The sequence below is a fragment of the Pseudomonas cavernicola genome (assembly GCF_003596405.1).
GTDB classification, from domain to species: domain Bacteria; phylum Pseudomonadota; class Gammaproteobacteria; order Pseudomonadales; family Pseudomonadaceae; genus Aquipseudomonas; species Aquipseudomonas cavernicola.
Window position 1 is genome coordinate 940,580 of record NZ_QYUR01000008.1, and the last position, 25,905, is coordinate 966,484.

A 25,905-nucleotide genomic window follows, 5' to 3' on the forward strand; every position below is an offset into this window, starting at 1 on the left:
GCGCCAGTAGCTCAGCCGAGGCTCACCAGCACACGGCCTACCAGCTTACCCGCGAGAATCTGCTGAATTGCTTCCGGCAGTTGTTCAAGACTCACTTCATGAACCAGTGCGTCAAGATTTCCCAGCTTCCACTGCACGGACAGCCTGTCCCACATGGAGGCCTTGACCACCAGCGGCAACTCGACCGAGTCAACGCCGAGCAGATTGACCCCGCGCAGGATAAACGGCAGCACACTGCCCTTGAACGCGACTCCGGCAGTCAGCCCGCAACACGCCACACTGGCGCCGTACTGCAGGGACTTGACCACGTTGAACAAGATATCGCCGCCAACGGTATCCACCGCCCCAGCCCACTGTTCTTTGAGCATCGGCTTGTCCGTGCCCGCCTGTAGCGCATCACGCTCGACGATCTGCTCGGCGCCAAGGCCTTTGAGAAACTCGCCCTGTCCAACCTTACCGGTGGACGCAGCGACCTTGTAGCCAAGGCTCGACAACAGCGCGACGGCCACGCTACCCACGCCACCCGTGGCGCCGGTAACCAGAATCGGACCAGCGTCAGCGTTCAGCCCCGCCTGCTCCAGCTTGTCGACACACAGCGCAGCAGTCAGGCCGGCAGTCCCCAGCACCATCGCCTCACGCAGCGAAAGGCCTTTCGGACGTTTGATCGCCCAGGCGGCCGGCACCCGGATGTACTGAGCGAAGCCTCCCGAGGTGTTCATCCCCAGATCGTAACCGGTGATGATCACTTCATCGCCAATAGAGAACTCAGCCACGCTCGACTCAGCCACCACACCCGCCGCATCGATGCCTGGCGTATGCGGATAGCTGCGGGTCACACCGCGGTTGCCGCTGGCGGAGAGCGCATCCTTGTAGTTGAGCGACGAGTACTGCACGCGGATCAACAACTCGCCGGCCGGCAACTCGGAAGTGTCGCGCTCGACCACCTTCTGCTCGAACACACCAGCCGCGCCTTCGCTGACCAGCAGGGCCTTGAATTTGCTCATCTCGCTCTCCTTACTAGAAACCCAGTTAGCCGGCACCTATTAGCCGAAGCATGATTACCAAAACCGCTGCTGATGGAGCCGGCTCCACCAAGTCAGCAGCAATCGGTCGAGCGTGACACTGGCCGCCAGACCGACACGCTCCTGCAGGCTTTTCTTCTGCGCGTAGTGCAGCTGGAACACATCGGCCGCTTTGGCGCGCTCAGCGAGGTATTCATCGCTGGTCTTCAGTTCGTCGACCAATTGCTTGCCTAGCGCAGCTTGGCCCAGCCAGATCTCACCGGTGGAGACCTCATCGATGGCCAACTGCGGGCGGTAGCGGGCCACGAAGTTCTTGAACAGCTCGTGAGTGATCTCCAGGTCTTCCTGAAACTTCTCGCGACCCTTTTCAGTGTTCTCGCCAAATATCGTCAGCGTGCGCTTGTACTCACCGGCGGTGAGCACCTCGAAATCAATTTCGTGCTTTTTCAGCAAGCGATGGACGTTCGGCAACTGAGCCACCACGCCGATGGAACCGAGGATGGCAAACGGTGAAGAGATAATTTTTTCGCCGATGCAAGCCATCATGTAACCGCCGCTGGCAGCGACCTTGTCCACGCAGACTGTCAACGGAACCCCAGCCTGACGGATACGCGCCAGTTGCGAGGAGGCCAAGCCGTAGCTGTGCACCATGCCACCACCGCTCTCCAAGCGCAGGACCACTTCATCCTTCGCCGTCGCCAGGCTCAGCAGCGCGGTGACTTCATGGCGCAGGTGCTCGGTAGCTGAAGCCCTGATATCACCATCAAAATCCAGCACGAAGACCCGTGACTTCTGCTCGCCAGCCTTCTTTGCCAACTTGGCGGCCTTAGCCTCTTCTTTGCGAATGGCCTTCAGTTGGTGCTTATCCAACACCGACTGTTCCAAACGCTCATGCAGCGCCTTATAGAAGTCGTTGAGTTTATGTACGTCCAGTTGACCGCCGCGCTTGCGGTCTTTGCCACGCAGGACGGCAATCGCCGCCAGCACCACCAAAATGGCTACAACCAGCGTTACCGTCTTGGCCAGAAAGCCAGCGTACTCGGCTAAAAACTCCACGCGATCCCCCTCAAGTTTCCTTGCGTGCGCCCTGTTTTGGGCAGCACTCATGTCAGCCAAGCATACCGACGCTGTCTGTCCCCGGCCAGCGGCTAGCATGGGTGCGCTTAGTGGCAGCTAACAGACACAAACCAACAGAGCGCAATTCAAACAAGCGTATGTTTTTTCGTTGACAGGCCCAATCTATCCTCATACCCTCGCGAAACTTTCACCGTAGCGGGATGACGCTAACGTGGGCAGCATTTACCTGATTCGCCATGGTCAAGCATCGTTCGGCGCGGCTGACTACGATGTGCTCTCCGAGCGCGGTATTCGCCAGGCCGAAGTATTGGGCAAGCATCTGGTTGAACTCGGCGTGCGCTTCGATCGTTGCCTGAGTGGCAATCTGCTCCGCCAGCAGCACACCGCCAAGGCCACCTTTTCCCAGTTCAGCGCCGTCGGCCTGGCAGTGCCGGAAATCGAAACGGACGCCGCCTTCAATGAATTCGATGCCGACGCAGTGATCCGCGCCCTGCTTCCGGACTTGCTTCCCGAAGAGCCAGAAGCCTTGCATGTATTAAGGAATGCTGCGCAGAACCGCGCCGAGTTTCAGCGCCTGTTCGCGCGCCTGATCGGTCGCTGGATCTCCGGCGAACATGACAAGCCGGGCCTGGAAAGCTGGCAAGGGTTCGTCGATAAAGTGCAGGCGGGTCTCGAACGCATTCTCGAACAAGCCTCCAGCAAGGATAGCGTTGCCGTGTTCACCTCCGGCGGCACCATCACCGCGCTGCTGCGACTGATTACTGGAGTGCCTTCCGACAAGGCCTTCGAGCTTAACTGGCAAATCGTCAACACTTCGCTCAACCGTCTGAAGTTCCGCGGTCGCGAAGTGGCCCTGGCTTCCTTCAACAGCCATGTGCATTTGCAGCTGTTGAAGGCGCCGGAACTCATCACTTACCGCTGAGTTTCGGCCCACTGTGGCCCGCAAGGCCGCTCGAAAAACCTGAAAACTATAAAGGATAGAACCATGACCACAGTTGCTGACATCGTCAAAACCATGCAGTCCAAGTTCAATGCCGGTGCCGCTGCTGGCCTGGACCTGGTATTCCAGTTCAACATTGAAGATGGCGAAAACCACTATCTGGTAGTGAAAGACGGCACCTGCGAGCTGCAACAAGGCGACGCCGCCAACGCCAACGTGACCCTGATCATGAACACCGAGACCCTGAAAGGCATCACCAGCGGCGAAACTGACGGTATGCAAGCGTTCATGGGCGGCAAACTGCGCGCTGAAGGCGACATGATGCTGGCGATGAAGCTGGGCGAGCTGTTCCCGGTTTGAGAACCTGCCCAGGAGTCTGCTGCGCTCGGTGATGCTGCGTTGAAAACAGGGTCGGAATGCTCATTGGCTCTAGCCAACTCCGCTTTCTCGCCTGTTTTCGCCTTGCCTGACCTTCGCTCGCGACGACCCTGAACAGGTTGCAAGCATCTACGCTATTGCTGCGTGACCAAGAACCGGAGTCCTGCGACTCCGGTTTTTTTTCGCCGCAAGCCTGCTATCAGGAAGCAATCAGGCAGGCTGATTAACAGGCAACACGCTCGCCAATAAGGGACCGCGCAGCTTGTGACGCATCCTTAGCGGCATTAGATTAGCCAATAGTCGAAGGCCCCCATCATAAGTAGAAGGGATAAGCATGGCGCTTACTGACCAGTCCACCCGTATCCGCAATGGCGAAGAGCTCGACTCCGCCATCATTGACCAGTACCTCAAGGCGCATATTCCCGGCCTGACGGGCGAGCCACGCATCAGCCAGTTTCCCGGCGGTGCCTCAAACCTGACTTACTTGCTCGAATATCCGAATCAGGAGTTCGTACTGCGGCGCCCTCCATTTGGCCATAAAGCCAAATCAGCGCACGACATGGGCCGTGAGTACCGCATTCTCAATCAACTGAACGCTGGCTTCCCCTACTGCCCAAAAGCCTACCTGCACTGCACCGACGAGTCGGTGATTGGCGCTGAGTTCTATGTAATGGAACGCGTCAACGGCATCATTCTGCGTGCCGACCTGCCACCTGAGCTAAAACTGGATGAGGCGCAAACCCGCGCTCTGTGCAAAAACTTCATCGACAAGTTCGTCGACCTGCACAACGTCGACTACCACGCCTGTGGTCTCGGCGACCTGGGCAAGCCGGAAGGCTATGTACAGCGCCAGATCGGTGGCTGGAGCGACCGCTACGAGAAAGCCCTGACCCCTGACGCGCCGACCTGGGAAACCACCAAAGCCTGGCTGAAGGACAAGATGCCGGCCGACCATCACAAGTCGAGCATCGTGCATAACGACTACCGCTTCGACAACGTCATCCTCGACCCGGCCAACCCGATGCAGATCATCGGCGTACTGGACTGGGAGCTGACCACTATCGGCGACCCGCTGATGGACCTGGGCAACACCTTGGCCTACTGGATCGAAGCCAATGACCCGCCGCCGGTGCAACTGATGCGCCGCCAGCCGAGTAATGCGCCGGGCATGCTGACCCGCCAGGAGTTCGTCGACTACTACGCCGAGCGCTCAGGCATCGAGATCAAGAATTTCGACTTCTACTACACCTACGGCCTGTTCCGCCTGGCCGGCATCGTGCAGCAGATTTACTACCGTTTCTTCCATGGCCAAACCCAGGACAAACGCTTCGCACAGTTCATTCAGATGAACAAGCTGCTGGAGCACATGAGCCTGCAAGTCATCAATAAATCGACGCTGTAATCCGGCTTACAACTTTCGGCCCATCACAAGGGGAACCCCATGTCCAAGACCACACTGTTCGACCTCGACGGCAAAATCGCCTTCGTATCGGGTGCCAGCCGCGGAATCGGCGAAGCCATCGCCAAACTGCTGGCTCAGCAAGGCGCCCATGTCATCGTCTCCAGCCGCAAGATCGAAGGCTGCCAAGCCGTAGCTGACGCGATTATCGCGGCTGGCGGCAAAGCCACGGCTATCGCCTGTCATATCGGCGAGATGGAACAGATTCAAAGCGTTTTTGCGCAAATCCGCGAGCAATTTGGTCGCCTGGACATTCTGGTCAATAACGCCGCCACCAACCCGCAGTTCTGCAATGTGCTGGATACCGACTTGTCGGCCTTCCAGAAGACCGTGGATGTGAACATCCGCGGTTACTTCTTCATGTCCATCGAAGCCGGCAAGCTGATGCGTGAAAACGGCAAAGGCAGCATCATCAACGTTGCCTCGATCAACGGCGTATCGCCGGGAATCTTCCAAGGCATCTACTCCGTGACGAAAGCTGCGGTGATCAATATGACCAAGGTCTTCGCCAAGGAGTGCGCGCAGTTCGGCATCCGCTGCAACGCGCTGCTGCCAGGCCTGACCGACACCAAGTTCGCTTCCGCCCTAGTGAAAAACGACGCGATCCTGAATACCGCTCTGCTGCAGATTCCGCTCAAGCGCGTGGCGGACCCGAGCGAGATGGCCGGCACCGTGCTGTACCTGGCTAGCGATGCGTCCAGCTACACCACTGGCGTGGCGCTGAATGTGGATGGCGGCTTCCTCTCCTGAGTGATCGCCAAGCATTAAAAAGGTTCTTCACGGACTACCGGGGGACATGAAGGGTTAACACCCTCTTGCCTATCCGGTGTTCACCGCCACCCCCCGGAGTTCCGGGAAGAACCTTTGTTATGCGTCATCGCTGATCGGACCGCACCCCACTGCATTTTTGCCTGAAGCGGCTAACCAACTTCAGTGCTCCATGGGGCTCCCAGACTCGTACCCATCCCACTTCTTACGCACAATCTACAAACACCCTGGCGCATTCAGCACACAACGCACCCCACCCGGTAGCGCCATACTGGCGACACACAGGTTGCAGTGGGTGCAGGCACTCCGGTGCTGTGCGTCGGAGCGCACCCGCTCCAGCAAGTCGGGGTCATTGAGCAGGGCGCGGCCCATGGCGATGAAGTCGAAGCCCTCGTTCATCGCTCGGCGCATGCTCTCGGCGCTGCTCACACCGCCCAGGTAGACCAGCGGCAGCCGAGTGGCCTGGCGCATCCGTCGCGCTTGTTCGAGAAAATACAGCTCCTCGAAGGGCGAATCGGGAAATAGGGCGCCGCCGAACAGTTTCATCGCGGTGCGCTGCAGCGGGTTCTTCTCCAGCTTGACCATGGCCGCAAGCGGGCTGTCGCCACGGAACAGATACATCGGTGAGCGGGTGACCGAGCCACCGCTCATGACAATGGCGTTCAGCCCGGCCTGCTCCAGCAGCTGCGCGGCGCGGCAGGACTCCTCGATGCTCAGGCCGCCGGCGAAGCCGTCGCTGAGGTTGAGCTTGGCCAGCAGCGGGAAGTCCTCGCCCACCGCCGCGCGCACCGCCGCCAGCACCTCCAGCGGTAGGCGCATGCGGTTCTCCAGCGAGCCGCCGTATTGGTCGCGGCGCTTGTTGGTCGCCGGCGAGATGAATTGGCTGAGCAGGTAGCCGTGGCCCATGTGGATCTCGATCGCATCGAAACCCGCCCGTTTGACGAAGGCCGCGGCCTCGGCGTATTCGCCCAGGGTCTTGGCGATGTCTTGCGCGGTCATGGCGCCGGCGAAGGGAATCCCGGAGAACAGACCGTACTGATTGATGCCGGCGCTCGGCCCTTTGGGCCGCGGGATATTGCGGGGCTTGTTGCGACTGAAGAAGCCGCAATGGGCCAACTGCGCGGAAACGGCGCCACCCTCGGCATGCACCGCGGCGGTGAGGCGTTGCAGCTGCGCAAAGATGCCCTCGTGCATCCACATCTGGTCGGGGAAGGTCAGGCCGTCCGGCGACACCCCGCAGTAGGCCAGAGTAGTCAGCGCCACCCCGCCACGGGCCATCTCGGCGTGGTGGCGGATCAGCTCCTCGCCCGGTACCCCGCCGGGGCACATGCCCTCGAAGGTGGCGGTCTTGATCACCCGGTTACGCAGCGTCAGCCCGGCTAAACGCGCCGGACCAAAGAGTTTTTCCAGCGCGGCTGTCATCGCGGCCTCACCCTGTTGCCGGATGGAAGGGGATGAATTCGGCGACTTCCAGCTCGAAACCGGAGACCGCCTTGTAAGGTACCGGGAAACTCAGCAGGCGCATCTTGCGCACATTGAGGTCGCGCAGGATCTGCGCGCCTATGCCCAGGGTGCGCTGCGGGAACTGTGGCGGCCGCGGCTTGCCACCGCCCTGCTGGCGCAGTTGCTCGAGCAGGCCGCTCGGGATTTCCTGCTGCGCCAGCAAGACCACCACGCCGCTGCCCTCGGCGGCTACGCGCGCCAGGGCACGCTCCAGGTTCCATTGCTGCGGCCCGCTCTCGGGCTCGCAGCCGAGTGAGTCGCGCAGGGTCTCGACCGCCTGCACCCGCACCAACGTGGGGCGCTCGGTGCTGATCTGGCCCTTGACCAGCGCCAGGTGCAGTTGCCCCTTGTAGGCATCGTGATAGGTCAGCACCCGAAACTCGCCATGACGAGTGCGCAGCGGATATTCGTCGGAGCGCTGGATGGTGCCTTCATGCAGGATGCGGTAGTGGATCAGGTCGGCGATGCTGCCGATCCTCAACCCGTGCGTCTGAGCAAACGCTTGCAACTCGCACCTCGGGCCATCTCCCCCTCTTCGTTGAGGATGCCGACCAGGGTCGCCGCCGGCATTAGCCCGGCCAGGCGCGCCAGATCGCAGGCGGCCTCGATATGCCCGGCGCGCTGCATCACCCCGCCCGGCTGCGCCTGCAACGGGAAAATATGCCCCGGCTGGACCAGATCGCTGGGGCCGCTGGCCGGATCCACCGCGACCTGGATCGAACGCGCACGGTCGGCGGCGGAGATCCCGGTGGAGACGCCGGTGGTCGCCTCAATCGACACGGTAAAGCCCATGCCATGGAGCGCGCGCGAGTTCGGCACCATCAGGCCGAGGCCCAGCGCCTGGCAGCGTTCCTCGGTCAAGGCCAGGCAGATTAGGCCTCTGGCATGCAGCGCCATAAAATTGATCGCGCTGGCATCGACTTGCTCGGCCGCCATCAGTAGCGAGCCTTCGCTGTCGCTTTCGTCGTCGGTGATGACCACCATCTCGCCACGGCGGATGGCCTCGAGCAGTTGCTGCGGGGTATCCAGTTGCATGCTCCGCCCTCCCCTCAGTTAAGCGCCGCGCGCAGATCGGTGGCCGCCGCCGCCAGGGCTTCGGCCGCGCGCTCGACAAAGGGTGCCATGCTGACGAAGCCGTGGATCATCCCGTCATAGCGCTCCAGGCGCGTGGCGACGCCGGCTTGCTGCAGGCGCTTGGCGAAGGCCTCGCCCTCGTCGCGCAGCGGGTCGAACTCGGCGGTGATCAGGGTGGTGGGCGGCAGATTGTCCAGTTCCTCGGCGCGCAACGGCGAGGCGAGTGCGTCATCAGCCTGCTCGGGATTCTGCAGATAGTGCTGCCAGCACCACAGCATCATCTCGCGGGTGAGGAAATAGCCCTCGGCGAAGGCCTCATAGGAGGGACTGTCACAGCGCCCATCGGTGACCGGATAAAACAGGCATTGATAGCTGATACGCGGGCCTTTGCGCTCGGCCGCCAGGCGGCTCACAGCAAGCGCCAGGTTGCCCCCGGCGCTGTCGCCAGCCAGGGCTAGGCGGCTGGCGTCGACGCCCAGGGCCTGAGCCTGCTCGACCAGCCAACAGGTGACGCGGTAGCAATCCAGCGGGGCCGCCGGGAACTTGGCCTCCGGTGCCAACCGGTAGGCGATCGACACCACCACGGCGCCAGTCTGTTTGGCAAGCGAGCGGCAGAGGTTGTCATGGGTATCCAGAGTGCCAAAGACGAAGCCGCCGCCATGGAAGAACACCAGGAGCGGCAGGTTCGGCTGGTCCAGCGGCCGATACAGGCGCGCGTCCAACTCGCCGGTGGCGCCGGCCACGCGCAGATCGCGAACCTCGGCCATGGGCTCGCCGGGGATGGGCTGCATCATGTTGTCGGCAGACTGGCGATACTGCGCGGCACTCAGCTGGCTGAGATCCTGCTGCGGCAGGCCACTGAACTGCTGCAGTACGGCGGCGATCTGGCTATCAAGCGGCATCGTGCTCTCCTTCAATCTCGGTTCCTTTCTCATCAACAAACTGAAACAGCGGATTGGTCTCTTCGAGAATGCTCTGCATCCGCCGCTCCAATGCCGGCTTGAAGAACTTGTGCGGGAGTATCCAGAAGCGCTTCTCGCGCACCGCAGTGAACACCAGTTCGGCTAGTTCGAGCGGGGTCATGCCCTGGCGGATGCTGGTATCGAGCAGCTCGTTGAACTGCGCACCGGCAGCGCCTGCGACCTGGTCCGAGGCCATGATCTCGCTGGCTACCGGCCCTGGGCAAAGCACCGACACCGAGACCTGCGCCTGTTGCAGGCTCAGCTCGTAATGCAGGGTTTCCGAGAGCGCGACCACCGCCTGTTTGGTCACGTTGTAGGGTGCCATCAAGGGGCTGCTGACCAGGCCCGCAAGCGAGGCGGTGTTGACCACATGGGCCGGGCGGCCCTGCTCCAGAGGCAGGCGGCACTGAATGCCTGCGAATGCCCTTGATTCACAGCTTGCCAGGTTGACACTGAGCATGATTTCGCGCTGCCAGACTGCCTTCTGGGTGATCTCCCAGACAGGTGCCCGTCTGCCTCACCCCCGGCGGTTGTTGAACAGCAGATCGAAAGTGGATCGCACCAGAAGCGCTTTCCAACGCTACATCTGTCGCAGAGCTCGACCTGCGCCGGGGTTCCGCCGACATATCGGTCACTGTCAGTGCGACAGCTCTCTGCGCCCAGTGCCTGCAATTCGCGCACAGTCCTGCATGCCGCCTGCCGTTCACATCGCCTGAGTACCAGGGCATGCCTAGCCCCTGCGGCATATTCGGCCGCACCGCCGACCAAATCGCTGGCCCGCACCCGTGATAAACCGCTCACGCAATACCGGCCCTGTTCAAATGCTCATTGGGCGCTCCCCTGCCTTCTTGTTCGCTGTTTTAGCGTTGTCGCCAGTACGCGCCGCCTCTGCCGGCGGCCAGCCAATCGTCGCATGTTCAGAACGATGCCCTCAGCTACAGGAGTTGCAGAAATCCGGAACGTGCAAAAACGCGCTGCGCAACGGTTTGCCTGATACCAGCGGCAGCCAATCAGGAACGCCCCGGAGAAACAAGCGAGCAACCCTGCAGCATCGCATCGAAACACGAAAGACAAACTGGGGAAGACCGTACGCTTGCCCGTGGCTGGCACTTGTCTCGGCCTGGCCCGCCCAAATACCCCGGCGAGTGCAATGGCCCATCGCTGGACGTATTCCGGTACCCGTCTGTGTGGCCTTCGGGCGAAGACGGTGAGCTGCATATTCCTCGGCGACGGCTACTGCCGCAACTGGGCGTCCGATCTCATGCCGGGCTGCCGTCGATGGCACTCCCCTGCGCTGCCCCTTCCACGCCTGGCGCTGGGGCGCCGACGCGTGTGTGACGACCATCCCCTATGCCAAACGCACCCCCACGACACGTCAAGCGCTGGCCGATCCTGGATAGAGACCAAACTGCTGTTGTCTGGATACGATCCAGAGGCAACTCACCCTGATCGCCGAGCAGAGCATCCCCGCGGATCCGACGCCGCTACAGCGACGAGTGGGTCCGAGTGGGACGTCGCCGAGCTGCAGATGCGACCAACTGCGCGAACTGATCGCAACGTCGCTGAACATGGCGCACTTCGGCACAGTGGCATGGTGCCCCGGTGGAGGCGTTTCAGTAAACGTCCTTCCGAGCGTCATATTGGCGACCCAGATCATGTGCGCGGCGCAGCGAACGGCTGTCGCGGACAGCGAACCTGGAATTCACCGTGCCACCTATTTCGGCCCGCTTACCAGATCACCGAAATGACCGCGAGATGAACCGGCCAGCCGATCCATTCGTATCTGCTCAAGGCTGCCACGTACCATTCGACCTTGCACAGCTTCATCTTGCGCTAACGGCGTACTGGTGAAAAGATCCCCGGCCTCAGCGAGGAGACAGAACAGCGCCATGGCCAAAGGCCTAGTAGAGCAGGCGCAAGCAGCTTCTATGAAGACGTGGCGATCTGGCCCAGCAAGAGCCCCCGCGTCGACAACATTCCGCTGCTGTGCGACGGCGAACGGCCCCGGTTCTAAGCAGTCTGCGCAAGTGGTACCCGAGCAGTTCTACAACCGCCGTCGCCGAGCTGCCGGCACGAGGTCCACGGCGCAAGACCTTCGCCGTACGCGCGGGGCGCAGAATACGCGGCGTAAGCTCCTGGCGCAAAACAACTGCCGCGTTGGATAAACAGCGCTGAGTCGGGATGGCGGCACCCCCTGCCGCCATCTAATCCAGACTCTTAGCCAGGCGTTGCACTCTGGCAGAAGACTTAGCGCTCTTATGCTCAGTGTTCGCTACAGCATGAAAAATAAAAAACGGGTACCCCTTATGCTGCGCACACTCAGGTCTCGAGATCTTCAGCGAGACTGCTCGGCAAATCTTCCCAGGGGCCCGCTGGAGAACATGCCCTCGGGGCGACCTTCTCAACCAATCTCAATTTGTACTGGACAGCAAGTAACCGTCCACTTCATGCCTGCGTGCCACCGAGCGCGCCACGGTGGAAGGGTCTGGATTGGTCACCACAAACGCACCTCAGCTAGAGGTGGTTGAGGATCGCCTGTACAATAAGTATTTCTTCAACCCTTGATCCCGGTTTCGTCGGCTTGCCCAAACCGCCAAGTCGTCCACCGTCGAGGAGTTCGTCCAAGGACGACTGGCTGAACTCCCGAGTTCTACAAGAGTTTTCTCGAGCCGGGGGACGTTCTTCCACATCCTCGCGCCGACCTACAATCCATGCGACGGCGCGGCAGTGCCGCATCCGCACAGCCGCCGGCCGCGCAGCCCGGCCTTCAGCACGAAGACAAGGCCGCTACGCAATTCATCCCGCACCATTGAGCGCTGATCAAAGATCACTTGCATAGCTCAAGCCGCATCGAAGACGAACGCAACTCTTACGCGGTGCGGTGGAACCCAGCTGGCCGGTCGGCAAAGCCATTCATCCTCGGAGACGGGCAAAGGTGCTGCAGACAACCAGGTCGCCGACCGCCTGATCCGGAACAGGAACGGCCTCAAAGCTGGTCAAACGATGGCCTGGCAGTTTGCACGCCCGCGACCCCAGTGATTCCCGCGGCTTGGTGAAACATTGGCCCTGCTCTCGCAGAAGAGCCACAACCCTCGGGGTCGAGCCTGCGGCGTGGCAAGCGGCCGATCGGGCGGGCGGGTCTCGCCATCATAGTGCGCTTCCGGTGGCCGCGTCGGCCTGAGCGAAGGCAAGCAGTGCCCCCGGGGTTGGTGATCTTTTCACGCGATCCGGAGCAAGCAGTCCAGCGCCGCCCCAGGAGCTCGTCCGCGCGCTGTTCGAACTCACCGTCTACGGCCGAAACCCCGTTGGCCATGCTGTTGGCCCACGGCCTGACTCTCGACAGAAGCCTCGCAAGAGGCTGGGCTCAGCCGAACCCCGCACGCGCGCACCTGCGCTCGGACCTTCTCCAAATACCGGCGTGACCCGCCAGACATTGCTGGTAACGGCTGACCATGCGCAGCGTGGCGAGCGCTCGGCTAGCCGCCCGCAGGAATAATCGTTTGCCAGTCGTGGTCCGTAGGGCCTGGGTAGAGCCGATTTTTGGAAACCAGCGGGCCACGCTACAGCGCTGGGTTTCGCTTCGCTCTAACCCCAGCCTCACCCCAAGTTTCCATGAGCAGACGGTTTTTGAAAAAACGGTCTGCTAGTCCCGCTTGGACGATGGCGCATGGACGCGCGGCGCGCAAGTGCACTAACCGAGCGCCTTCCCAAGCGCAGGGGGCCTTAGCATGCGGAACCTGGTCCGAACCATCCTGAAACCGAACTACTGGCCGAAGTGGCTACCTTCCAGATTGAGGCTTGCACCTGCAATTCAGCAAACGGCCAACAACGGGCCGTCCTACGAACGCCTGCGTCGGGCACCGGCTCAACCGGCTCGGTGGATGCTAGTGCGATGCCCGATCCGGAAGCACGTGCTGCTGTGGGGCGTGGGAATACCGGTGGGGGTGGAGGCCAACTGTCTCGCCTGCCCAAGGGCGGCGGTCCCGAGCCCGATCGAGGATTACTGCCCACGCGCACCATGCGAACAGTATGAGGAAGTCGGCCTCTGCGCGCCGACGCCTCACCGAGCTGGCGAGCTGACCTGGCGCCCGCCACCTGTGCCAGGCGGCGTTATACGGTGGTACTGCGCCGAACAGCTGAGCCCCTCTACCTGCCGGCGACGAAACCCGAACCGCTGGACCTCATCCCGCCTGCCGCTGGCGCAGATTCCTGAACTGGTCGCCGTTGGCGAACTGACGAGGCCGCGCAATCCGCGCGCTTCATGGCCCTGGCGCCTGCCGCGACGTGGCTGAGGCACATCGCACACAGACATTAATCGGCTCCTGCTGGCGTCTAGTCCCATTCGGACGAAGTCGCCGCGAGCGGCCCTTCTAAGGTGGGCTCACAACAACAAAATGCCTAAGCGCCAGCCCAGCGGCTGAGACAGCCTGATCTGCGGGCGGCCCATAAGGATGCGAGGCCCGCTATGAAAAAAACCACGATAGCCTCTGCTGATGCCTCGTCTTGTCTCGCCAGCAGCAGGAGACCCTGAGCCTGCCCGCTGAAGAACTCAGGCCCTTTACCGGCTGGCGGGAATGACTGCCTGCCAGGCTTACGCGGACTTGTTTTATGTCCCGCACCGTCCATACCCAACCAGTTGCTGCTGCGACTAGGCTTTGTTGTTGTGGAGCCACCTTATGAAGGGCCCGCTCGCGCGGCTTCGTCGAATGGACTAGCGACGCCAGAACGGAAGCCGATTATGGTCTTGTGCGTGTGCCTCAGCCCGTCGGCGCTAGGGCGCCAGGGCCTGAAAAAGCGCGGCGATTGCGCGGGCGCTCGTTGCAGTTCGCCAAGGGCGACCAAGTTCGTGGAATAACTGCGCCAGCGGCAGGTCGGATGAGGTCCAGGCGGTTCGGGTTCGTCCGCCGGGCAGGTAAGCAGGGCCAGCTGTTCGGCGAGTACCACCCGATAACGGTGCACAGGTGGCCGGGCGCCCGGGTCAGCTCGCCCAGCCGGTGAGCGCGTTCGGCGCGCAGGCCGACTTCCTCGATCAAGTTTCGCGTTGTGCCGCTTGCAGTAATCCTCCGCTCGTCGGGCTCGCGCCGCCCTTAGGGCAGGCCGAGGACTTTGGCCTCACCCCACCGCGTATTCACGCACCAGCAGCACGTGTTCCGGATCGGGCATCGCACTAGCATCACCGAGCGGTAGCCGGTGCCGCGCAGGCGTTCGTAGACGCGTTGTTGGCCGTTGCTGATTGCAGGTGCAAGGCCTCAATCTGGAAGTAGCCACTTTCGGCAGTAGTTCGGTTTTCAGGATGGTCGGACAGGTCCGCATGGCTAGGCCCCTGCGCTTGGGGAAGGCGTCTCGGTTAGTGCACTTTGCGCGCCGGCGTCCATGCCGCATCGTCCAAGCGGACTAGCAGACCGTTTTCAACCGTCTGCTCATGGAACTCGGGGTAGGCTGGGTAGAGCGAAGCGAAACCAGCGCTGCTAGCGTTGGCCCGCTGGGTTTCGCCAAAATCGGCTCTACCCAGCCTACGGACCACGACTGGCAAACGAATTATCCTGGCGGGCGGCTAGCCGAGCGTCGCCACGCTGCGCAGGATCAGCCGTACCAGCATGGTCTGGCGGGTCACGCCGGTTTTGGAGAAGGTCGAGCGCAGGTGCGCGCGTGCGGTGTTGCGGCTGATGCCCAGCTCTTCCGAGGCTTCGTCGAGAGTCAGGCCGTTGGCCAACAGCATGGCCAACTGGGTTTCGGCCGGGGTGAAGTCGAACAGCGCGCGGACGATCTCCTGGGGGGCGCTGGACTGCTGCTCCGGGTCGCTGATAAAGATCACCACCGCCGGGCACTGCTTGCCTTCGCTCCAGGCCGACAGCGGCACCGAGCGCACTATGATGCCGAGATCCGCCCGCCCGGACGGCCGCTGCACGCGCAGGGCCTCGACCACCGAGGGGTTGTTGCTCTTCTGCGAGAGCAGGGCCTGTTTCACCAACCGGCGGAATTCCTGGGTGTCGCGGGCGGTGCCAACCTGCAGGCCATCGTTGACCAGCTTGAGGCCGTCCTTGTCCTGGATCAGGCGGTCGGCGACCTGGTTGGTCTGCAGCACCTTGCCCGTCTCGTCGAGGATGATGGTGCCGACCGCCAGCTGGTCCACCGCACCGGCGTAGAGGTTGCGTTCGGTCTCGATGCGGTTGAGCTGCATGTGGATCTTGATCGAGCGCTCAAGGTGCGGGATGAATTGCGTGAGCAGGGCCTTGTCTTCGCTGCTGAAGGCCGGGCTGGCGCGGCCGCGGCTGATGCGGATGCGGCACTGCGCGCCGTCGCAGGTATTGATGTCGGCGCCGAGGATGTGGAAGACGTCCCCCGGCTCGAGAAAACTCTTGTAGAACTCGGAGTTCAGCCAGTCGTCCTTGGAGACGAACTCCTCGAGGGTGACGACTTGGCGGTTGGGCAAGCCGACGAAGGGGTCAAGGGTGAAGAAATACTTATTGTACGAGGCGATCCCCTCAACCACCTCTGCTGAGGTGCCGTTGGTGGTGACCATCAGACCTTCCACCTGCGCGCTCGGTGGGCGCAGGATGAAGGTGACGTACTTGCTGTCCAGGTACAAATTGAGTTGGTTGAGAAAGGTCGCCCAGGGGATGTTCTCCAGCGGCCCCTGGTAGAGATTGCCGAGCATCTCGCTGAACGTCTCGAGACTGAGTGTGCGAGCCATAAGGGGTACCGTTTTTTATTTTTATGCTGTAGCGAACACTGAGCATAAGCGCTGTCTTCTGCCGAGTGCAACGCCCTGGCTAGAGAGCTGGATAGATGGCGGCAGGGGGTGCCGCCATCCCGACTCAGGCGCTGTTTCCAACGCGGCAGTTGTTGCGCAGGAACTTAGGCGAATTCGCGCGCGCGTACGGCGAAGGTCTTGCGCTCGTTGACCTCGGCCGGCAGCTCGGCGACGTCGGTGTAGAACTGCTGGTACCACTTGCGCAACTGGTAGACCGGGCCGTCGCCGTCGCACAGCAGCGGGTTGTCGACGCGGGTCTTGCTGTGCCAGATCGCCACGTCTTCATAGAAGGCTGCTTGCGCCTGCTCTACGTAGGCCTTGGCCATGGCGCTGTTCTGTTCCTCGCTGAGGCCGGGGATCTTTTTCACCAGTACGCCGTAGCGCAGGGTGAAGCTGTGCAGGTCGATCGGTACGTGGCAGTTGAGCAGGATCGAATGGATCGGCTGGCCGTTCATCTCGCCGGTCATTTCGGTGATCTGGTAAGCCGGGCCGAAATAGGTGGCCACGGTGTTCAGTTCGCTGTCGCCCGACAGCCGTTCGCTGCGCGCGCACATGATCTGGGTCGCCATATGACGCTCGAAGACGTTACTGAACGCCTCCACCGGGGCACCATGCACTGTGCCGAAGTGCGCCATGTCAGCGACGTTGTCGATCAGTTCGCGGCAGTTGGTCGCGATCTGCAGCTCGGCGACTTCCCACTCGGCCCACTCGTCGCTGTAGCTGGCGTCGATCCGCGGGATGCTCTGCTCGGCGATCGGTGAGTTGCCTTCTGGATCGTTCCAGACGAACAGCAGTTGGTTCTCTTCCAGGATCGGCCAGCTCTTGACCTTGGCTCGTGGCGGGATGCGTTTGGCATAGGGGATGTCGTCACACACGCCGTCGGCGCCCCAGCGCCAGGCGTGGAAGGGGCAGCGCAGGGAGTTGCCCTCGACGCAGCCCTGGCTGAGATCGGCGCCCATGTGCGGGCAGTAGCCGTCGAGAATATGCAGCTCACCGTCTTCGCCTGGAAGGCCACCAGACGGGTACCGAATACGTCCAGCCGATGGGCCTTGCCGTCGCGGTATTGGGCGGCCAGGCCGAGACAGTGCCAGCCACGGGCGTAACGGTCTTCCAGTTGTCTCGTTTCGATGCGATGCAGGGTGCTCATCTTGTTGTTCTCCGGGGCGTTCCTGATTGGGCTGCCGCTGGTTCAGGCAAACCTTGGGCAGCGCTTTTGCACGTTCCGGATTCTGCAACTCCTGTAGCTGAGGGCATCGTCTGAATGGACGATGGCTGGCGCGGCAGAGGCGGCTCTACTGGCGCCAACGCTAAACAGCAGAACAAGAAGCAGGAGTCGCCAATGAGCATTGAACAGGGCCGCGTGGCGGTTATCACGGGTGCGGCCAGCGGCATTGGTCGCGGTCTGGCCGAATATGCCGCAGGGCTAGGCATGCGCCTGGTACTCAGCGATGTGGACGGGCAGCGGCTGCAGGCACTGTGCGCGGAATTGCAGGCACTGGGCGCCGAGGCTGTCGCCTGCGTGACCGATGTCGGCGACCCGGCGCAGGTCGAGCGTCTGCGCGATGTAGCGGTGGAGCGCTTCGGTGGCGTCGATCTGCTGTTCAACAACGCCGGGGTGATGCAGACCGGGCACTGCTGGGAGATCACCCAGGAGCAGTGGCAGCGCATGCTCAGTGTCAACCTGCAAGGCGTGATCAATGGCATTCGCAGCTTCGTGCCGCTGCTACTGGAGCAGGGCCGCCCGGCCCATGTGGTCAACACCGCCTCGCTTGCGGGCCTGGTCAGCAGCCCCTTGATGGCACCCTACAACGTGACCAAACAGGCGGTGGTCGCGCTCTCGGAAACCCTGCATTACGAGCTGAGCCTGCAACAGGCGCAGGTCTCGGTGTCGGTGCTTTGCCCAGGGCCGGTAGCCAGCGAGATCATGGCCTCGGACCAGGTCGCAGGCGCTGCCGGTGCGCAGTTCAACGAGCTGCTCGATACCAGCATCCGCCAGGGCATGACCCCGCTCGAACTAGCCGAACTGGTGTTCACTGCGGTGCGCGAGAAGCGCTTCTGGATACTCCCGCACAAGTTCTTCAAGCCGGCATTGGAGCGGCGGATGCAGAGCATTCTCGAAGAGACCAATCCGCTGTTTCAGTTTGTTGATGAGAAAGGAACCGAGATTGAAGGAGAGCACGATGCCGCTTGATAGCCAGATCGCCGCCGTACTGCAGCAGTTCAGTGGCCTGCCGCAGCAGGATCTCAGCCAGCTGAGTGCCGCGCAGTATCGCCAGTCTGCCGACAACATGATGCAGCCCATCCCCGGCGAGCCCATGGCCGAGGTTCGCGATCTGCGCGTGGCCGGCGCCACCGGCGAGTTGGACGCGCGCCTGTATCGGCCGCTGGACCAGCCGAACCTGCCGCTCCTGGTGTTCTTCCATGGCGGCGGCTTCGTCTTTGGCACTCTGGATACCCATGACAACCTCTGCCGCTCGCTTGCCAAACAGACTGGCGCCGTGGTGGTGTCGATCGCCTACCGGTTGGCACCGGAGGCCAAGTTCCCGGCGGCCCCGCTGGATTGCTACCGCGTCACCTGTTGGCTGGTCGAGCAGGCTCAGGCCCTGGGCGTCGACGCCAGCCGCCTAGCCCTGGCTGGCGACAGCGCCGGGGGCAACCTGGCGCTTGCTGTGAGCCGCCTGGCGGCCGAGCGCAAAGGCCCGCGTATCAGCTATCAATGCCTGTTTTATCCGGTCACCGATGGGCGCTGTGACAGTCCCTCCTATGAGGCCTTCGCCGAGGGCTATTTCCTCACCCGCGAGATGATGCTGTGGTGCTGGCAGCACTATCTGCAGAATCCCGAGCAGGCTGATGACGCACTCGCCTCGCCGTTGCGCGCCGAGGAACTGGACAATCTGCCGCCCACCACCCTGATCACCGCCGAGTTCGACCCGCTGCGCGACGAGGGCGAGGCCTTCGCCAAGCGCCTGCAGCAAGCCGGCGTCGCCACGCGCCTGGAGCGCTATGACGGGATGATCCACGGCTTCGTCAGCATGGCACCCTTTGTCGAGCGCGCGGCCGAAGCCCTGGCGGCGGCGGCCACCGATCTGCGCGCGGCGCTTAACTGAGGGGAGGGCGGAGCATGCAACTGGATACCCCGCAGCAACTGCTCGAGGCCATCCGCCGTGGCGAGATGGTGGTCATCACCGACGACGAAAGCGACAGCGAAGGCTCGCTACTGATGGCGGCCGAGCAAGTCGATGCCAGCGCGATCAATTTTATGGCGCTGCATGCCAGAGGCCTAATCTGCCTGGCCTTGACCGAGGAACGCTGCCAGGCGCTGGGCCTCGGCCTGATGGTGCCGAACTCGCGCGCGCTCCATGGCATGGGCTTTACCGTGTCGATTGAGGCGACCACCGGCGTCTCCACCGGGATCTCCGCCGCCGACCGTGCGCGTTCGATCCAGGTCGCGGTGGATCCGGCCAGCGGCCCAGCGATCTGGTCCAGCCGGGGCATATTTTCCCGTTGCAGGCGCAGCCGGGCGGGGTGATGCAGCGCGCCGGGCATATCGAGGCCGCCTGCGATCTGGCGCGCCTGGCCGGGCTAATGCCGGCGGCGACCCTGGTCGGCATCCTCAACGAAGAGGGGGAGATGGCCCGAGGTGCCGAGTTGCAAGCGTTTGCTCAGACGCACGGGTTGAGGATCGGCAGCATCGCCGACCTGATCCACTACCGCATCCTGCATGAAGGCACCATCCAGCGCTCCGACGAATATCCGCTGCGCACTCGTCATGGCGAGTTTCGGGTGCTGACCTATCACGATGCCTACAAGGGGCAACTGCACCTGGCGCTGGTCAAGGGCCAGATCAGCACCGAGCGCCCCACGTTGGTGCGGGTGCAGGCGGTCGAGACCCTGCGCGACTCACTCGGCTGCGAGCCCGAGAGCGGGCCGCAGCAATGGAACCTGGAGCGTGCCCTGGCGCGCGTAGCCGCCGAGGGCAGCGGCGTGGTGGTCTTGCTGGCGCAGCAGGAAATCCCGAGCGGCCTGCTCGAGCAACTGCGCCAGCAGGGCGGTGGCAAGCCGCGGCCGCCACAGTTCCCGCAGCGCACCCTGGGCATAGGCGCGCAGATCCTGCGCGACCTCAATGTGCGCAAGATGCGCCTGCTGAGTTTCCCGGTACCTTACAAGGCGGTCTCCGGTTTCGAGCTGGAAGTCGCCGAATTCATCCCCTTCCATCCGGCAACAGGGTGAGGCCGCGATGACAGCCGCGCTGGAAAAACTCTTTGGTCCGGCGCGTTTAGCCGGGCTGACGCTGCGTAACCGGGTGATCAAGACCGCCACCTTCGAGGGCATGTGCCCCGGCGGGGTACCGGGCGAGGAGCTGATCCGCCACCACGCCGAGATGGCCCGTGGCGGGGTGGCGCTGACTACTCTGGCCTACTGCGGGGTGTCGCCGGACGGCCTGACCTTCCCCGACCAGATGTGGATGCACGAGGGCATCTTTGCGCAGCTGCAACGCCTCACCGCCGCGGTGCATGCCGAGGGTGGCGCCGTTTCCGCGCAGTTGGCCCATTGCGGCTTCTTCAGTCGCAACAAGCCCCGCAATATCCCGCGGCCCAAAGGGCCGAGCGCCGGCATCAATCAGTACGGTCTGTTCTCCGGGATTCCCTTCGCCGGCGCCATGACCGCGCAAGACATCGCCAAGACCCTGGGCGAATACGCCGAGGCCGCGGCCTTCGTCAAACGGGCGGGTTTCGATGCGATCGAGATCCACATGGGCCACGGCTACCTGCTCAGCCAATTCATCTCGCCGGCGACCAACAAGCGCCGCGACCAATACGGCGGCTCGCTGGAGAACCGCATGCGCCTACCGCTGGAGGTGCTGGCGGCGGTGCGCGCGGCGGTGGGCGAGGACTTCCCGCTGCTGGCCAAGCTCAACCTCAGCGACGGCTTCGCCGGCGGCCTGAGCATCGAGGAGTCCTGCCGCGCCGCGCAGCTGCTGGAGCAGGCCGGGCTGAACGCCATTGTCATGAGCGGTGGCTCGGTCACCCGCTCACCGATGTATCTGTTCCGTGGCGACAGCCCGCTTGCGGCCATGGTCAAGCTGGAGAAGAACCCGCTGCAGCGCACCGCGATGAAACTGTTCGGCGGCGCCCTATTTCCCGATTCGCCCTTCGAGGAGCTGTATTTTCTCGAACAAGCGCGACGGATGCGCCAGGCCACTCGGCTGCCGCTGGTCTACCTGGGCGGTGTGAGCAGCGCCGAGAGCATGCGCCGAGCGATGAACGAGGGCTTCGACTTCATCGCCATGGGCCGCGCCCTGCTCAATGACCCCGACTTGCTGGAGCGGGTGCGCTCCGACGCACAGCACCGGAGTGCCTGCACCCACTGCAACCTGTGTGTCGCCAGTATGGCGCTACCGGGTGGGGTGCGTTGTGTGCTGAATGCGCCAGGGTGTTTGTAGATTGTGCGTAAGAAGTGGGATGGGTACGAGTCTGGGAGCCCCATGGAGCACTGAAGTTGGTTAGCCGCTTCAGGCAAAAATGCAGTGGGGTGCGGTCCGATCAGCGATGACGCATAACAAAGGTTCTTCCCGGAACTCCGGGGGGTGGCGGTGAACACCGGATAGGCAAGAGGGTGTTAACCCTTCATGTCCCCCGGTAGTCCGTGAAGAACCTTTTTAATGCTTGGCGATCACTCAGGAGAGGAAGCCGCCATCCACATTCAGCGCCACGCCAGTGGTGTAGCTGGACGCATCGCTAGCCAGGTACAGCACGGTGCCGGCCATCTCGCTCGGGTCCGCCACGCGCTTGAGCGGAATCTGCAGCAGAGCGGTATTCAGGATCGCGTCGTTTTTCACTAGGGCGGAAGCGAACTTGGTGTCGGTCAGGCCTGGCAGCAGCGCGTTGCAGCGGATGCCGAACTGCGCGCACTCCTTGGCGAAGACCTTGGTCATATTGATCACCGCAGCTTTCGTCACGGAGTAGATGCCTTGGAAGATTCCCGGCGATACGCCGTTGATCGAGGCAACGTTGATGATGCTGCCTTTGCCGTTTTCACGCATCAGCTTGCCGGCTTCGATGGACATGAAGAAGTAACCGCGGATGTTCACATCCACGGTCTTCTGGAAGGCCGACAAGTCGGTATCCAGCACATTGCAGAACTGCGGGTTGGTGGCGGCGTTATTGACCAGAATGTCCAGGCGACCAAATTGCTCGCGGATTTGCGCAAAAACGCTTTGAATCTGTTCCATCTCGCCGATATGACAGGCGATAGCCGTGGCTTTGCCGCCAGCCGCGATAATCGCGTCAGCTACGGCTTGGCAGCCTTCGATCTTGCGGCTGGAGACGATGACATGGGCGCCTTGCTGAGCCAGCAGTTTGGCGATGGCTTCGCCGATTCCGCGGCTGGCACCCGATACGAAGGCGATTTTGCCGTCGAGGTCGAACAGTGTGGTCTTGGACATGGGGTTCCCCTTGTGATGGGCCGAAAGTTGTAAGCCGGATTACAGCGTCGATTTATTGATGACTTGCAGGCTCATGTGCTCCAGCAGCTTGTTCATCTGAATGAACTGTGCGAAGCGTTTGTCCTGGGTTTGGCCATGGAAGAAACGGTAGTAAATCTGCTGCACGATGCCGGCCAGGCGGAACAGGCCGTAGGTGTAGTAGAAGTCGAAATTCTTGATCTCGATGCCTGAGCGCTCGGCGTAGTAGTCGACGAACTCCTGGCGGGTCAGCATGCCCGGCGCATTACTCGGCTGGCGGCGCATCAGTTGCACCGGCGGCGGGTCATTGGCTTCGATCCAGTAGGCCAAGGTGTTGCCCAGGTCCATCAGCGGGTCGCCGATAGTGGTCAGCTCCCAGTCCAGTACGCCGATGATCTGCATCGGGTTGGCCGGGTCGAGGATGACGTTGTCGAAGCGGTAGTCGTTATGCACGATGCTCGACTTGTGATGGTCGGCCGGCATCTTGTCCTTCAGCCAGGCTTTGGTGGTTTCCCAGGTCGGCGCGTCAGGGGTCAGGGCTTTCTCGTAGCGGTCGCTCCAGCCACCGATCTGGCGCTGTACATAGCCTTCCGGCTTGCCAGTCTGTGCAAAAACTTCATCGACAAGTTCGTCGACCTGCACAACGTCGACTACCACGCCTGTGGTCTCGGCGACCTGGGCAAGCCGGAAGGCTATGTACAGCGCCAGATCGGTGGCTGGAGCGACCGCTACGAGAAAGCCCTGACCCCTGACGCGCCGACCTGGGAAACCACCAAAGCCTGGCTGAAGGACAAGATGCCGGCCGACCATCACAAGTCGAGCATCGTGCATAACGACTACCGCTTCGACAACGTCATCCTCGACCCGGCCAACCCGATGCAGATCATCGGCGTACTGGACTGGGAGCTGACCACTATCGGCGACCCGCTGATGGACCTGGGCAACACCTTGGCCTACTGGATCGAAGCCAATGACCCGCCGCCGGTGCAACTGATGCGCCGCCAGCCGAGTAATGCGCCGGGCATGCTGACCCGCCAGGAGTTCGTCGACTACTACGCCGAGCGCTCAGGCATCGAGATCAAGAATTTCGACTTCTACTACACCTACGGCCTGTTCCGCCTGGCCGGCATCGTGCAGCAGATTTACTACCGTTTCTTCCATGGCCAAACCCAGGACAAACGCTTCGCACAGTTCATTCAGATGAACAAGCTGCTGGAGCACATGAGCCTGCAAGTCATCAATAAATCGACGCTGTAATCCGGCTTACAACTTTCGGCCCATCACAAGGGGAACCCCATGTCCAAGACCACACTGTTCGACCTCGACGGCAAAATCGCCTTCGTATCGGGTGCCAGCCGCGGAATCGGCGAAGCCATCGCCAAACTGCTGGCTCAGCAAGGCGCCCATGTCATCGTCTCCAGCCGCAAGATCGAAGGCTGCCAAGCCGTAGCTGACGCGATTATCGCGGCTGGCGGCAAAGCCACGGCTATCGCCTGTCATATCGGCGAGATGGAACAGATTCAAAGCGTTTTTGCGCAAATCCGCGAGCAATTTGGTCGCCTGGACATTCTGGTCAATAACGCCGCCACCAACCCGCAGTTCTGCAATGTGCTGGATACCGACTTGTCGGCCTTCCAGAAGACCGTGGATGTGAACATCCGCGGTTACTTCTTCATGTCCATCGAAGCCGGCAAGCTGATGCGTGAAAACGGCAAAGGCAGCATCATCAACGTTGCCTCGATCAACGGCGTATCGCCGGGAATCTTCCAAGGCATCTACTCCGTGACGAAAGCTGCGGTGATCAATATGACCAAGGTCTTCGCCAAGGAGTGCGCGCAGTTCGGCATCCGCTGCAACGCGCTGCTGCCAGGCCTGACCGACACCAAGTTCGCTTCCGCCCTAGTGAAAAACGACGCGATCCTGAATACCGCTCTGCTGCAGATTCCGCTCAAGCGCGTGGCGGACCCGAGCGAGATGGCCGGCACCGTGCTGTACCTGGCTAGCGATGCGTCCAGCTACACCACTGGCGTGGCGCTGAATGTGGATGGCGGCTTCCTCTCCTGAGTGATCGCCAAGCATTAAAAAGGTTCTTCACGGACTACCGGGGGACATGAAGGGTTAACACCCTCTTGCCTATCCGGTGTTCACCGCCACCCCCCGGAGTTCCGGGAAGAACCTTTGTTATGCGTCATCGCTGATCGGACCGCACCCCACTGCATTTTTGCCTGAAGCGGCTAACCAACTTCAGTGCTCCATGGGGCTCCCAGACTCGTACCCATCCCACTTCTTACGCACAATCTACAAACACCCTGGCGCATTCAGCACACAACGCACCCCACCCGGTAGCGCCATACTGGCGACACACAGGTTGCAGTGGGTGCAGGCACTCCGGTGCTGTGCGTCGGAGCGCACCCGCTCCAGCAAGTCGGGGTCATTGAGCAGGGCGCGGCCCATGGCGATGAAGTCGAAGCCCTCGTTCATCGCTCGGCGCATGCTCTCGGCGCTGCTCACACCGCCCAGGTAGACCAGCGGCAGCCGAGTGGCCTGGCGCATCCGTCGCGCTTGTTCGAGAAAATACAGCTCCTCGAAGGGCGAATCGGGAAATAGGGCGCCGCCGAACAGTTTCATCGCGGTGCGCTGCAGCGGGTTCTTCTCCAGCTTGACCATGGCCGCAAGCGGGCTGTCGCCACGGAACAGATACATCGGTGAGCGGGTGACCGAGCCACCGCTCATGACAATGGCGTTCAGCCCGGCCTGCTCCAGCAGCTGCGCGGCGCGGCAGGACTCCTCGATGCTCAGGCCGCCGGCGAAGCCGTCGCTGAGGTTGAGCTTGGCCAGCAGCGGGAAGTCCTCGCCCACCGCCGCGCGCACCGCCGCCAGCACCTCCAGCGGTAGGCGCATGCGGTTCTCCAGCGAGCCGCCGTATTGGTCGCGGCGCTTGTTGGTCGCCGGCGAGATGAATTGGCTGAGCAGGTAGCCGTGGCCCATGTGGATCTCGATCGCATCGAAACCCGCCCGTTTGACGAAGGCCGCGGCCTCGGCGTATTCGCCCAGGGTCTTGGCGATGTCTTGCGCGGTCATGGCGCCGGCGAAGGGAATCCCGGAGAACAGACCGTACTGATTGATGCCGGCGCTCGGCCCTTTGGGCCGCGGGATATTGCGGGGCTTGTTGCGACTGAAGAAGCCGCAATGGGCCAACTGCGCGGAAACGGCGCCACCCTCGGCATGCACCGCGGCGGTGAGGCGTTGCAGCTGCGCAAAGATGCCCTCGTGCATCCACATCTGGTCGGGGAAGGTCAGGCCGTCCGGCGACACCCCGCAGTAGGCCAGAGTAGTCAGCGCCACCCCGCCACGGGCCATCTCGGCGTGGTGGCGGATCAGCTCCTCGCCCGGTACCCCGCCGGGGCACATGCCCTCGAAGGTGGCGGTCTTGATCACCCGGTTACGCAGCGTCAGCCCGGCTAAACGCGCCGGACCAAAGAGTTTTTCCAGCGCGGCTGTCATC

16 protein-coding genes and 5 pseudogenes are annotated in these 25,905 nt (G+C 62.3%); 10 read left to right on the forward strand and 11 right to left on the reverse strand.

Features of this window, described 5'->3' with window-relative positions; translation table 11 throughout:
* Positions 1-11 precede the first annotated feature (11 nt).
* Both D3879_RS26045 and sohB read right to left on the reverse strand, forming a co-directional pair.
* Entirely contained in the window at positions 12-1,004 is a 993-nt protein-coding gene (locus D3879_RS26045) for a YhdH/YhfP family quinone oxidoreductase (RefSeq protein WP_119957034.1), read from the reverse strand.
* A 54-nt stretch (positions 1,005-1,058) separates the two neighbouring features.
* On the reverse strand, positions 1,059-2,078 hold the full coding sequence (gene sohB / locus D3879_RS26050) for a protease SohB (RefSeq protein ID WP_119957035.1): 1,020 nt from the start codon (positions 2,076-2,078) through the stop codon (positions 1,059-1,061).
* Positions 2,079-2,310: 232 nt separating this feature from the next.
* Between sohB and D3879_RS26055 the strand changes: the two genes are divergently transcribed.
* The 4 genes from D3879_RS26055 to D3879_RS26070 all read left to right on the forward strand — a co-directional run bounded on the left by D3879_RS26055 (position 2,311) and on the right by D3879_RS26070 (position 5,626).
* The gene (locus D3879_RS26055) at positions 2,311-3,021 is read left to right on the forward strand and encodes a histidine phosphatase family protein (RefSeq protein WP_119957036.1); all 711 of its coding nucleotides are present in this window, start codon (positions 2,311-2,313) and stop codon (positions 3,019-3,021) included.
* 63 nt (positions 3,022-3,084) lie between these two features.
* A complete protein-coding gene (locus D3879_RS26060) occupies positions 3,085-3,399 on the forward strand; it encodes an SCP2 sterol-binding domain-containing protein (protein WP_119957037.1) in 315 nt (104 codons plus the stop codon).
* 352 nt (positions 3,400-3,751) lie between these two features.
* On the forward strand, positions 3,752-4,819 hold the full coding sequence (locus D3879_RS26065; RefSeq protein WP_119957038.1) for a phosphotransferase family protein: 1,068 nt from the start codon (positions 3,752-3,754) through the stop codon (positions 4,817-4,819).
* A 39-nt stretch (positions 4,820-4,858) separates the two neighbouring features.
* Positions 4,859-5,626, forward strand: coding sequence for an SDR family oxidoreductase (locus D3879_RS26070; protein ID WP_119957039.1), 768 nt, complete (start codon positions 4,859-4,861; stop codon positions 5,624-5,626).
* 234 nt (positions 5,627-5,860) lie between these two features.
* On the opposite strand, the gene D3879_RS26075 is transcribed toward D3879_RS26070, so the two are convergent.
* The 6 genes and pseudogenes from D3879_RS26075 to D3879_RS26110 form a co-directional block, all read right to left on the reverse strand.
* On the reverse strand, positions 5,861-7,066 hold the full coding sequence (locus D3879_RS26075) for an NADH:flavin oxidoreductase (RefSeq protein WP_119957040.1): 1,206 nt from the start codon (positions 7,064-7,066) through the stop codon (positions 5,861-5,863).
* A 7-nt stretch (positions 7,067-7,073) separates the two neighbouring features.
* A pseudogene (gene ribB, locus D3879_RS26080) lies at positions 7,074-8,182 on the reverse strand (3,4-dihydroxy-2-butanone-4-phosphate synthase).
* 14 nt (positions 8,183-8,196) lie between these two features.
* Positions 8,197-9,123, reverse strand: coding sequence for an alpha/beta hydrolase (locus tag D3879_RS26085; RefSeq protein WP_119957041.1), 927 nt, complete (start codon positions 9,121-9,123; stop codon positions 8,197-8,199).
* The gene (locus tag D3879_RS26090) at positions 9,113-9,643 is read right to left on the reverse strand and encodes an SDR family NAD(P)-dependent oxidoreductase (protein ID WP_119957042.1); all 531 of its coding nucleotides are present in this window, start codon (positions 9,641-9,643) and stop codon (positions 9,113-9,115) included. Before D3879_RS26090 ends, D3879_RS26085 begins: the two co-directional genes overlap by 11 nt.
* Positions 9,644-14,737: 5,094 nt before the next feature.
* Positions 14,738-15,877 carry a helix-turn-helix transcriptional regulator gene (locus D3879_RS26105; RefSeq protein ID WP_119957044.1) on the reverse strand — a complete coding sequence of 380 codons (1,140 nt, stop codon included), beginning with the start codon at positions 15,875-15,877 and terminating at the stop codon, positions 14,738-14,740.
* Positions 15,878-16,041: 164 nt separating this feature from the next.
* Positions 16,042-17,084 (reverse strand): annotated as a pseudogene (locus tag D3879_RS26110) (3-ketosteroid-9-alpha-monooxygenase, oxygenase component).
* 192 nt (positions 17,085-17,276) lie between these two features.
* Here D3879_RS26110 and D3879_RS26115 point away from each other — a divergent pair.
* The 4 genes and pseudogenes from D3879_RS26115 to D3879_RS26130 all read left to right on the forward strand — a co-directional run bounded on the left by D3879_RS26115 (position 17,277) and on the right by D3879_RS26130 (position 21,380).
* Positions 17,277-18,128 carry an SDR family NAD(P)-dependent oxidoreductase gene (locus D3879_RS26115; protein WP_119957045.1) on the forward strand — a complete coding sequence of 284 codons (852 nt, stop codon included), beginning with the start codon at positions 17,277-17,279 and terminating at the stop codon, positions 18,126-18,128.
* Entirely contained in the window at positions 18,118-19,044 is a 927-nt protein-coding gene (locus D3879_RS26120) for an alpha/beta hydrolase (protein ID WP_119957041.1), read from the forward strand. The genes D3879_RS26115 and D3879_RS26120 overlap by 11 nt, the downstream gene beginning before the upstream one ends.
* Before the next feature lie 14 nt (positions 19,045-19,058).
* Positions 19,059-20,167: pseudogene (gene ribB / locus D3879_RS26125) on the forward strand (3,4-dihydroxy-2-butanone-4-phosphate synthase).
* Positions 20,168-20,174: 7 nt separating this feature from the next.
* A complete protein-coding gene (locus D3879_RS26130; protein ID WP_119957040.1) occupies positions 20,175-21,380 on the forward strand; it encodes an NADH:flavin oxidoreductase in 1,206 nt (401 codons plus the stop codon).
* Positions 21,381-21,614: 234 nt separating this feature from the next.
* Here the strand turns inward: D3879_RS26130 and D3879_RS26135 are convergent, their stop codons facing one another.
* Entirely contained in the window at positions 21,615-22,382 is a 768-nt protein-coding gene (locus D3879_RS26135) for an SDR family oxidoreductase (protein ID WP_119957039.1), read from the reverse strand.
* A 39-nt stretch (positions 22,383-22,421) separates the two neighbouring features.
* Positions 22,422-23,009 (reverse strand): annotated as a pseudogene (locus D3879_RS26140) (phosphotransferase family protein); the annotation flags it as partial.
* Between D3879_RS26140 and D3879_RS26145 the strand changes: the two are divergent.
* A pseudogene (locus tag D3879_RS26145) lies at positions 23,001-23,657 on the forward strand (phosphotransferase family protein); the annotation flags it as partial. The pseudogenes D3879_RS26140 and D3879_RS26145 sit on opposite strands and share 9 nt — an antisense overlap.
* A gap of 39 nt (positions 23,658-23,696) precedes the next feature.
* Positions 23,697-24,464 (forward strand): SDR family oxidoreductase, encoded by a 768-nt coding sequence (locus tag D3879_RS26150; protein ID WP_119957039.1) that lies wholly within the window; start codon positions 23,697-23,699, stop codon positions 24,462-24,464.
* A 234-nt stretch (positions 24,465-24,698) separates the two neighbouring features.
* On the opposite strand, the gene D3879_RS26155 is transcribed toward D3879_RS26150, so the two are convergent.
* A complete protein-coding gene (locus tag D3879_RS26155; protein WP_119957040.1) occupies positions 24,699-25,904 on the reverse strand; it encodes an NADH:flavin oxidoreductase in 1,206 nt (401 codons plus the stop codon).
* Position 25,905 lies beyond the last annotated feature (1 nt).

What these genes read in the sequence shown, in the direction of transcription:
- D3879_RS26045 (WP_119957034.1), bottom strand. Translation starts at nt 1,004, where the DNA reads ATGAGCAAATTCAAGGCCCTGCTGGTCAGCGAAGGCGCGGCTGGTGTG.
- D3879_RS26060 (WP_119957037.1), top strand. Translation starts at nt 3,085, where the DNA reads ATGACCACAGTTGCTGACATCGTCAAAACCATGCAGTCCAAGTTCAAT.
- D3879_RS26065 (WP_119957038.1), top strand. Translation starts at nt 3,752, where the DNA reads ATGGCGCTTACTGACCAGTCCACCCGTATCCGCAATGGCGAAGAGCTC.
- D3879_RS26070 (WP_119957039.1), top strand. Translation starts at nt 4,859, where the DNA reads ATGTCCAAGACCACACTGTTCGACCTCGACGGCAAAATCGCCTTCGTA.
- D3879_RS26075 (WP_119957040.1), bottom strand. Translation starts at nt 7,066, where the DNA reads ATGACAGCCGCGCTGGAAAAACTCTTTGGTCCGGCGCGTTTAGCCGGG.
- D3879_RS26085 (WP_119957041.1), bottom strand. Translation starts at nt 9,123, where the DNA reads ATGCCGCTTGATAGCCAGATCGCCGCCGTACTGCAGCAGTTCAGTGGC.
- D3879_RS26090 (WP_119957042.1), bottom strand. Translation starts at nt 9,643, where the DNA reads ATGCTCAGTGTCAACCTGGCAAGCTGTGAATCAAGGGCATTCGCAGGC.
- D3879_RS26105 (WP_119957044.1), bottom strand. Translation starts at nt 15,877, where the DNA reads ATGGCTCGCACACTCAGTCTCGAGACGTTCAGCGAGATGCTCGGCAAT.
- D3879_RS26115 (WP_119957045.1), top strand. Translation starts at nt 17,277, where the DNA reads ATGAGCATTGAACAGGGCCGCGTGGCGGTTATCACGGGTGCGGCCAGC.
- D3879_RS26120 (WP_119957041.1), top strand. Translation starts at nt 18,118, where the DNA reads ATGCCGCTTGATAGCCAGATCGCCGCCGTACTGCAGCAGTTCAGTGGC.
- D3879_RS26130 (WP_119957040.1), top strand. Translation starts at nt 20,175, where the DNA reads ATGACAGCCGCGCTGGAAAAACTCTTTGGTCCGGCGCGTTTAGCCGGG.
- D3879_RS26135 (WP_119957039.1), bottom strand. Translation starts at nt 22,382, where the DNA reads ATGTCCAAGACCACACTGTTCGACCTCGACGGCAAAATCGCCTTCGTA.
- D3879_RS26150 (WP_119957039.1), top strand. Translation starts at nt 23,697, where the DNA reads ATGTCCAAGACCACACTGTTCGACCTCGACGGCAAAATCGCCTTCGTA.
- D3879_RS26155 (WP_119957040.1), bottom strand. Translation starts at nt 25,904, where the DNA reads ATGACAGCCGCGCTGGAAAAACTCTTTGGTCCGGCGCGTTTAGCCGGG.